The 8,672-nt window shown below is 70.6% G+C and carries 7 protein-coding genes and 2 tRNA genes; 5 read left to right on the top strand and 4 right to left on the bottom strand.

Translation table 11 applies throughout. The annotated features are described in order from the left end of the window. Positions 1–71: 71 nt before the first annotated feature. From AW271_RS33765 to AW271_RS33755, 3 genes are all read right to left on the bottom strand, one after another. Positions 72–145: transfer RNA gene (locus AW271_RS33765), tRNA-Cys, on the bottom strand. Between the two features lies 1 nt (position 146). Continuing rightward, positions 147–218 (bottom strand) — tRNA-Gly (locus tag AW271_RS33760). Between the two features lie 29 nt (positions 219–247). After that, positions 248–1,636, bottom strand: a complete 1,389-nt coding sequence (locus tag AW271_RS33755) for a M14 family zinc carboxypeptidase (RefSeq protein ID WP_062341668.1) — start codon at positions 1,634–1,636, stop codon at positions 248–250. A 67-nt stretch (positions 1,637–1,703) separates the two neighbouring features. Between AW271_RS33755 and AW271_RS33750 the strand changes: the two genes are divergently transcribed. From AW271_RS33750 to glmS, 3 genes are read left to right on the top strand one after another with little or no spacing between them, the layout of a single operon-like run. After that, positions 1,704–3,092 carry an amidohydrolase gene (locus AW271_RS33750; RefSeq protein WP_062341667.1) on the top strand — a complete coding sequence of 463 codons (1,389 nt, stop codon included), beginning with the start codon at positions 1,704–1,706 and terminating at the stop codon, positions 3,090–3,092. A gap of 60 nt (positions 3,093–3,152) precedes the next feature. Next, the gene (locus tag AW271_RS33745; RefSeq protein WP_245653331.1) at positions 3,153–3,416 is read left to right on the top strand and encodes a hypothetical protein; all 264 of its coding nucleotides are present in this window, start codon (positions 3,153–3,155) and stop codon (positions 3,414–3,416) included. A 5-nt stretch (positions 3,417–3,421) separates the two neighbouring features. Further along, complete coding sequence (gene glmS, locus AW271_RS33740) at positions 3,422–5,239, top strand: glutamine--fructose-6-phosphate transaminase (isomerizing) (RefSeq protein ID WP_062341666.1); 1,818 nt, start codon at positions 3,422–3,424, stop codon at positions 5,237–5,239. Here glmS and AW271_RS33735 read toward each other — a convergent pair. Continuing rightward, positions 5,226–6,599 carry an MFS transporter gene (locus AW271_RS33735; RefSeq protein ID WP_062341665.1) on the bottom strand — a complete coding sequence of 458 codons (1,374 nt, stop codon included), beginning with the start codon at positions 6,597–6,599 and terminating at the stop codon, positions 5,226–5,228. The two genes, glmS and AW271_RS33735, sit on opposite strands and share 14 nt — an antisense overlap. Positions 6,600–6,685: 86 nt before the next feature. On the opposite strand from AW271_RS33735, the gene AW271_RS33730 reads away from it, so the two are divergent. Beyond that, positions 6,686–7,219 (top strand): TetR/AcrR family transcriptional regulator, encoded by a 534-nt coding sequence (locus AW271_RS33730; protein WP_062341664.1) that lies wholly within the window; start codon positions 6,686–6,688, stop codon positions 7,217–7,219. Positions 7,220–7,301: 82 nt separating this feature from the next. Further along, complete coding sequence (locus tag AW271_RS33725; protein ID WP_062341663.1) at positions 7,302–8,639, top strand: GH12 family glycosyl hydrolase domain-containing protein; 1,338 nt, start codon at positions 7,302–7,304, stop codon at positions 8,637–8,639. Positions 8,640–8,672: the final 33 nt, after the last annotated feature.

Here is an 8,672-nt window from a genome sequence, read left to right as displayed (position 1 = left end):
GTGGTCGCCTCGGATTTACCTCCGCGACACCTGTCTTACTCTAGCGGACTTCACGAGCCTTCGTGACGACCTGGAGGTGGAGACGGGATTTGAACCCGTGTACGCGGCTTTGCAGGCCGCTGCCTCGCCTCTCGGCCACTCCACCGAGCGGAAGACGGGATTCGAACCCGCGACCCTCACCTTGGCAAGGTGATGCTCTACCCCTGAGCCACTTCCGCGTGATCCGCCGTTCCCTTCCGGGTCGGCCTCACGAAGAAGACTTTAGCGTGTTTCCCGGGTGCTCGTGCGCACCAAGCGCGTGCCGCGCGCCCGCGAGGATCGCGCCGTACTGGATGGCCACCAGGTGAGCGATGGGGATCGTCTGGTCGGACATCTCGTTTTCGGCGTCCACGCACCACTTTTCGTAGGTCTCCGAGAGGGTCCGGCAGCCGCGTCTGATGGCGGGGGTGCCGTTGCCGATGGCCAGTTCGCCTTCCAGGGCGCGCAGCAGCATGCCGCCGAAGCGGAGGCGGTAGCTGTGCACGAGGTCGCGGCACGAGGAGACCTCGGCGGCGGTGGCGGGGCGGGAGGCGCTGGAGGCGGTGGAGCGGTTCTCGTCGGTGGCGGCGATGCTGGCGAGCATGGGGATGAAGAAGCGGGAGGCGCGCAGGAAGGGGGAGGAGCTGACCAGGTCGGCGGTGACGCCGGTGAGGGTCTCCTCCAGGATGGTGGCGGTCTCGCGCAGGTGGGCGGCCTGGGTGCGGATCAGTTCCCCGTACGCGATCTCGGTCTCGGAGGTGTCGCCGGCGGCCGGGTCGACCCAGTAGGGGAGTTCGGCGGTCAGGCAGAGGGTGCCCCAGCGGGCGGCGTAGGTGTCGGAGGCGGCGCCGGTGATGACCTCGGTCGGGTCCTGGCCCAGGGCCTCGACGTAGTCGTAGGTCTCCTCCATGCGCGGGGTGAGGAAGATCGCGGGGGCGAGCTGGCCGATCGCCGGATGTTCGGGTTCGCCGACGTGGAGGGGGAGGCCGAACAGGGCGGGGAGTTCGGCGAGCACCGACTGGAGTTCGGGTTCGGGGCGCGAGAGGTAGTAGAAGACGCCGCCGAGTTCGCCGTTGTGGAGGGTGGTCAGGAACGCGGGGCGGGTGCGGTCGATCAGGCGCATCAAGGCCAGGGTCTCCGGCAGGACGCGGTCGAAATAGGAACGTTTGTAGGTGAACGGAAAGGTCCATTCGACCTGTTCGTCGCCGGCGGGGCGGTAGAAGTGCCGGCCGTAGTGGGCTTTGGTGTACGGCCCGGCGAACCAGCCCTCGTTGAGGCGGGTGCCGTCGGGGTCGAGGCAGCCGACGATGTGCCAGCGGGCGCCGTTGCGGAGCAGGTCGTCCGCGCAGAGCCGGGAGGCCAGGTGCATCACCGTGAGGCCGCCGATGGGCTCGTTGGGGTGGGGGCCGGCGGCCACGACCACGTCGCGGTCGCCGTCGCCGATGGTGAGGCACAGCAGGGGGTCGCCCAGGCGTGAGGTGCCGATCCTGTCGATCGAGGTCAGGCCGCGGTGGGTGGCGGCCAGGCCGGTCAGGCACGCGTTGACCTCGTCGACGGTGGCGAACCGGTCGTACTCGGGGACGGTGCCGAGTTCACGCGTCAGGTCTGCAGCAAGCATCCCTTAAGTTTGCACACGGACCATACCCCCTATAAAGACACAAAGACTGACAAATAAGGTTCAGGGCATGTCTCTCCTGTTCAGGAACGCCCGTGCGGGGATCGGCGGGCCGCTCACCGCGTTCGGGATCTCGGCCGGGCGGGTCGTCGCCCCCGGTGACGTCACCCCCGACGAGATCGTCGACCTCCAGGGCGCGACCGTGCTGCCCGGTCTCGTGGACGCCCACGTGCACTCCGTGCAGTGGGCGCAGAACCGCCGCCGGGCCGATCTGTCGGCGGCCGCCTCCGCCGCGCACGCCGTCTCTCTCATTCTCGCGGCGGTACGCCCGGGGGAGCCCACCATGGGTTTCGGCTTCCGCGACGCCTTCTGGGCCGACGAGATGCACAAGGACCTGCTGCCCGGCGAGCACCCCATCGTCCTGGTCAGCAATGATCTGCACACCGCGTGGTTCAACCAGGCCGCGCTCTCGCTGATCGGGCGGGGCGACCACCCGACCGGGGTGCTCCTCGAAGGCGACTGCTTCCGCGGCCTGGCCGCGTTGCCGCCCCCTCCGGTCGAGCAGGTGGACGCCTGGGTGGCCGAGGCGATGACGGCCGCGGCGGCGCGGGGCGTGACCGGGGTGATCGACTTCGAGTACGCCGACAACGTGAGCGACTGGCAGCGCCGCCGGACCGACGTGCGGGTGGCCTGCTCGATCCCGCGCGACCGGCTGGACACCGCGATCGCCCGCGGGCTGCGTACCGGAACGGAGATCGGGGAGTTCCTCACGGTCGGGCCGGTGAAGATGTTCGTGGACGGGTCCCTGAACACCCGGACCGCCTACTGCGCCGACCCCTATCCCGGCACTGCCTCCCGGGGCCTGCTGGAGCTGCCGCCGGACGAACTGCTCGGCGTGATGAAGCGGGCCGCCGAGAACGGCGTCCACCCTGCCGTGCACGCCATCGGCGACGACGCGGTCACCATCGCGCTCGACGCCTTCCACACCCTCGGCTGCCCGGGGCGGATCGAGCACGCGCAGCTGGTCTCCCGGCAGGACTTCCCCCGGTTCGCCCTCGACGGGCTCGTCGCGGGCGTGCAGCCCGCCCACCAGCCCGACGACCGGGAGGTCGCCGACGTCCAGTGGCCGGGACGGACCGACCGCGCCTACGCCTTCGCCGACCTGCTGGCCGCCGGGGCGAGGATCGAGATCGGCTCCGACGCCCCGGTGTCGCCGCTCGACCCGTGGGACGGCATCGCCTCGGCCGTCACCCGGACCGACGACGACCGGCCGGCCTGGCACCCCGAGCAGGCGATCTCCCTGGAGACGGCCCTCGCGGCGGCCGCTCAGGGACGAACCGGAGTCCACGTCGGAGACGCCGCCGACCTCGTCGTCGTGGGTGATATGTCCGATCTGCGGAACCCGGAGATCCTCGGGACGATGCTCGCCGGGCGCTGGACGTACGAAAACGGGGTTTGATGCCCGATTCCGGGCAGGATTCTTGGTATTCCCGGTTCCTCCTCCGTAAGGTCCATCTCTGTGCCGTACGACGACCTCATCGCCCACCTCATGCGGACGACCTCGCTCGGCCCGGGGGAGGCGGCGAGGGTGGTCGCCGACGTGCTCAGCTACTTCGGCGAGACGGCCGAGGCCTATGTCAGGCGTAGGCACGCCGAAATGCGGGCACGCGGGCTCGGCAACGACGAGATCTTCCGCCGGGTGGCCGCCGAGCTGCCCGCGCGCCGGGTCGCGGCACCGGAGCTGTCACAGCGCCAGCTCCGCCGGATCATCTACGGAGGGTGAACTCTATGTGCGGAATCGTGGCCTACGTCGGGCCGAAGGACGCCGCGCCCATCTTGCTGGAGGGGCTCCAGAGGCTCGAATACCGCGGCTACGACTCCGCGGGCGTCGCCGTCGTCGCGGCCAGGGCGCTGAAGACGCGCAAGGTCAAGGGCCGCGTGGCCGACCTGGCGGCGGCGGTGCCGGCCCGGTTCAAGGGCGCGACCGGCATCGGCCACACCCGCTGGGCCACCCACGGCGTGCCGAGCGACGTCAACGCCCACCCTCACCTGTCGAGCGACGAGCGCATCGCGGTCGTCCACAACGGGATCATCGAGAACGCCGACGCGCTGCGGCAGCGCCTTGAGGGCGAGGGCGTCAAGTTCCTCAGCGAGACCGACTCCGAGGTGCTCTCCCACCTGATCGCCCGCGCCGTCGAGGAGACCGACTCCCTTGAGGACGCGGTCCGCCGGGCCCTGAAGAGCGTCGTCGGCACCTACGGCATCGCCGTGGTCGACGCGCAGCGCCCCGGCGAGGTCGTGGTGGCCCGGCTGGGCAGCCCGATCGTGCTGGGCATCGGCGAGAAGGAGATGTTCGCCGCCTCCGACGTCGCCGCGCTGGTCCGCTACACCCGCCAGGTCGTGCACCTGGAGGACGGCGAGCTGGCCGTGCTGAAGGCCGACGGTTTCCACACCTTCGGCGGCGACGCCCGCGAGACCGCCAAGGAGCCGCTGACGGTCGACTGGGACACCGGCCACTACGACACCGGCGGCTACGAGCACTACCTGCTCAAGGAGATCTCCGAGCAGCCCGACACGATCGCCCGCACCCTCCGCGGCCGGCTCGACGACCGTTTCCACGTCGCCCACCTCGGCGGCCTGAACATGGACGCCCGGGAGACCCGCTCGTTCCGCCGGGTCAAGATCATCGGCTGCGGCTCGGCCTACTACTCGGGCCAGATCGGCGCGCAGCTGATCGAGGAGCTCGCCCGCATCCCGGCCGACGCCGAACCGGCCTCGGAGTTCCGCTACCGCAGCCCGGTCGTCGAGGCCGACACCCTGTACGTCGCCATCAGCCAGTCGGGCGAGACCTACGACACCCTGGCGGCCGTCCAGGAGCTCAAGCGCAAGGGCGGCCGGGTCCTCGGCATCGTGAACACGGTCGGCTCGGCCATCGCCCGCGAGTGCGACGGCGGCGTCTACCTGCACGCCGGCCCCGAGGTCTCGGTCGCCTCGACCAAGGCGTTCACCTCGACGGCGGCGGCCTTCGCCCTGCTCGCCCTGCACCTGGGCCGGGTGCGCGACCTGTCGCCCGCCGACGGCCGCCGCATCTGCGAGGGCCTGCGCGCCCTGCCCGAGCAGATCAAGGAGATCCTCACCCAGGAGGAGCACATCCGCGCGCTGGCCCACAGGTACGCGACGTCGGCCGGGATGATGTTCATCGGCCGGGTCCGCGGCTACCCGGTGGCCCGCGAGGGCGCGCAGAAGCTCAAAGAGGTCTCCTACGTGCACGCCGAGGCCTACCCGGCGAGCGAGCTCAAGCACGGCCCGCTCGCCCTCATCGGCCCCGAGATGCCGACGGTCGCGATCGTCCCCGACGACGAGATGCTCGACAAGAACCTCACGACGCTGGGCGAGATCCGCGCCCGCAGCGGCCGCATCCTGATGGTCGGCCACCGCGAGACCGACCAGGCCGACGACTGCATCGTCATCCCGAAGAACCAGCACGAGCTCGACCCGATCCTGTTGTCGATCCCGCTCCAGCTGTTCGCCTACCACGCGGCGGTGGCGCTGGGCCGCGACGTCGACCGCCCCCGCAACCTGGCCAAGAGCGTCACCGTGGAGTGACCACGGGCCGTCCGTTCTCCGGCTCCGGCACCGACCGCCGGGGCCGCAGGACGGTCACGATCAGCAGTGACAGCAGCGAGAACGCCGCCGCCGTCAGGAACGTCGCCGCCAGCCCCGCCGACGCGTGCACCGTCACCAGCACCGCCAGCCCCAGCGAGCCGCCCGTCTGCTGCATCGCCTGGAGCAGCCCCGAGGCCGCGCCCGCGTCGTCGCCCTGGACGCCGTTGATGATGCGCATGCTCATCACGACCAGGGCCGCCGCCGCGCCCACGCCCATGATGACCAGCGGCACGAACACGCCGGGGAAGTACGCCGTCGTCGCGTCGACGCGCGACAACCACGCCAGGCCGGCCGGGATCAGCAGCATGCCGGCCACCGACGCCGTCTGCGGGCTGACCACGCGCAGGATGCGGCCCGCCAGCTGGGAGAGCGCCAGGATCGTCAGCGCCAGCGGGAGGAAGGCCAGGCCCGCCTGCATGGGGGAGTAGCCGAGCCCGGCCTGCACGAACTGGGTGAGGAAGAAGAACGTGCCCATCATGGCGGCCGGAAGCAGCAACATCGAGGCGTAACCGGCCACCCGGGACCGCTCGCCGAACAGCCGCAGCGGCATCACCGGCTGGGCGGCCCGCCGCTCGACCCGGACGAACAGCACGAGCAGCAGCACGCCGCCGAGCAGCGACGCCAGGGCCCACCCGTCGTCCCACCCGAGTTCGGAGGCGCGCACCAGCCCGTACACGAGGCCGGTGGAGCCGGTCGTGGCGGTCACGGCTCCGGCCAGGTCGAAGCGGCCGGGCACGCGCGGGGTCTCGCGGACGACGACGGGGGCCAGGGCCAGGATCGCCAGGCCGATCGGCACGTTCACGAACATGACCCAGCGCCACGACACCAGGTCGGTCAGCACCCCGCCCGCGAGCAGCCCGATCGCGGCCCCCGCCGCGCCGACCGAGGTGAACACGGCGATGGCCCGGTCGCGCAGCGGGCCCTGCGGGAAGTTGCCGGTGATGAGGGCGAGCCCGGCCGGTCCGGCCAGGGCGCCGCCGACGCCCTGGAGCACCCGGGAGGCGATCATGGCCTCGGGGCCGGGGGCGAAGCCGCCCAGGAGCGAGGCCAGGGTGAAGATCAGCACCCCGGCCATCAGGGCGCGGCGGCGGCCCAGGATGTCGCCGGCCCGGCCGCCGAGCAGCAGCAGGCCGCCGAAGGCCAGCATGTACGCGTTCATCACCCACGACAGCCCGCCAGGGCTGAAACCGAGTTCCTCCTGGATGCCGGGGAGCGCGACCGTCACGATCGTGCCGTCGAGGATCAGCATGAGCTGGGCGAGGGCGATGACGAGCAGCGTGATGCGCTGGCGAGAGTTCATGGGGAGGCCCTTCAGGCGATAAAATAATCGGAGGCCGACTCCGGTAAATATACGGAGGCTGCCTCCGCTTATGCAAGGGAGTTGTCGTGAGGGCCGATGCGCGCCGCAACTACGAGCGCCTGCTGACCGAGGCCGGGGCGGCGTTTGGGGAAAAGGGCACCGAGGCGTCGCTCGAAGACATCGCCAAGGCCGCCGGCGTCGGCGTCGGCACGCTCTACCGCCACTTCCCGACGCGGCAGGACCTGATCCTGGCCGTGCTCCGCGACCGCTTCGAGGCGATGGCGGCCACCGCGCGCGACCTCACCTTCGACGATCCGGGCCGCGCGCTCCGCGCGTGGCTGCTGGCCCAGCTCCACCACATCACCGCCACCCGGGGGCTCACCGCCGAGCTGGCCGTGGCGGTCAACAACCCCGAATCGCCGCTGCACGGACAGTGCGAGGCCCTCTTCTCGGTCTCCGCCGACCTGCTCGCGAAGGCGAAGGAGACCGGCGCGGTGCGGCCCGACCTCACCCAGCCCGACCTGGCGACGATCGTCCACGGCATCGCGTGGTCGTGCGAGAGCGACCCGGTCCGGCAGGAGCGCCTCCTCGACCTGTTCCTCGAAGGCGTGCTGGTGTAAGTTTCAGGCTCTTCCGCAGGTCAGCACACTCGCGTGACAGCTTTCGTAGGCCCCTTCACCGGCCCGTCCTAGCGTCCGTGACATGAGACGCATCGCCCTTGTGGCGGCGCTGCTCGGCGGTTTCGTGCTCTTCGGCGTCTCCCCCGCGCAGGCCGCGCCTGTGATCTGCGAGAAGTACGGTTCCACCACCGTCCAGTCGGGCCGCTTCGTTGTGATCAACAACGTCTGGGGTGCGAGCACCTCCCAGTGCATCGACGTCAACCAGTCCGGCGGCTTCACCATCCAGTCGGCCAACCACAACAACGCCACGAACGGGGCCCCGGCCTCCTACCCGGCGATCTACGCCGGCTGCCACTACGCCAACTGCTCCAGCGGCAGCAGCCTGCCCATGCAGGCCAGCTCGGGCAACTTCGGCAACGTCCGGACCAGCGTCAGCATGAGCTACCCGTCGACCGGGACGTGGGACGCCGCCTACGACATCTGGTTCGACCCGACCCCGCGCACCGACGGCCAGAACACCGGCGCGGAGATCATGATCTGGCTCAACCACCGGGGTTCGGTGCAGCCGGTCGGCAGCCAGGTCGGGACCGTGAACCTGGCCGGCGGGACCTGGCAGGTCTGGTTCGGCAACATCGGCTGGAACGTCATCTCCTACGTCCGGACCTCCGCCGCCTCGTCGATCGACTTCGCCGTGAACACCTTCTACAGCGACGCGGTCTCGCGCGGCTACGCGCAGCGGTCGTGGTACCTGACCAGCGTGCAGGCCGGGTTCGAACCGTGGGTGGGCGGCGCCGGGCTGACGCTGAACAACTTCACGTACACGACCAGCGGGGGCCAGAACCCCACCGACACCACCCCGCCGAGCACGCCCTCGAACCTGACGGCGAGCGGCACGAACCTGTCGTGGAGCGCCTCGTCCGACAACGTCGGCGTCGCGGGCTACCGCGTCTACCGCCGCCAGGGCACCAGCGGGTCGTTCAGCCAGGTCGGGACGTCGACCTCGACCTCCTACGCCGCGACGGGCCTGGCCGCCTCGACGACCTATCAGTTCTACGTGACCGCCTACGACGCGGCCGGGAACGTCTCGGGACAGTCGAACACGATCTCGCTGACCACCCAGGGCGGCGGCCAGAGCGGCAGCTGCACGGTCCGGTTCGACCAGTGGGGCGGCGGCTACGTCGCCCAGTTCACGCTGAACGGCCCGGCGTCGAACTGGTCGCTGCCGTTCACGCTGCCCTCGGGCCACCAGATCACGTCGAGCTGGAGTTCGCAGGTCTCGGTCAGCGGATCGAACGTGACGATCACCGGCATGGGCTACAACGCCAGCCTGAGCTCGGGCCAGAGCACCAACTTCGGCTTCCAGGCCACCCGGCCGGGCAGCAGCGGAGTGCCGTCGATCCCCGGATGCACCCAGGTTTGACCTGGAGCGCACTCCAGCATTCAGGGTACTGAC

It is taken from the genome of Herbidospora sakaeratensis (assembly GCF_001570525.1).
Taxonomy (GTDB): domain Bacteria; phylum Actinomycetota; class Actinomycetes; order Streptosporangiales; family Streptosporangiaceae; genus Herbidospora; species Herbidospora sakaeratensis.
The sequence above is the reverse complement of the archived record's forward strand: the minus strand, read 5'-3'. Positions and strand labels throughout refer to the sequence as shown.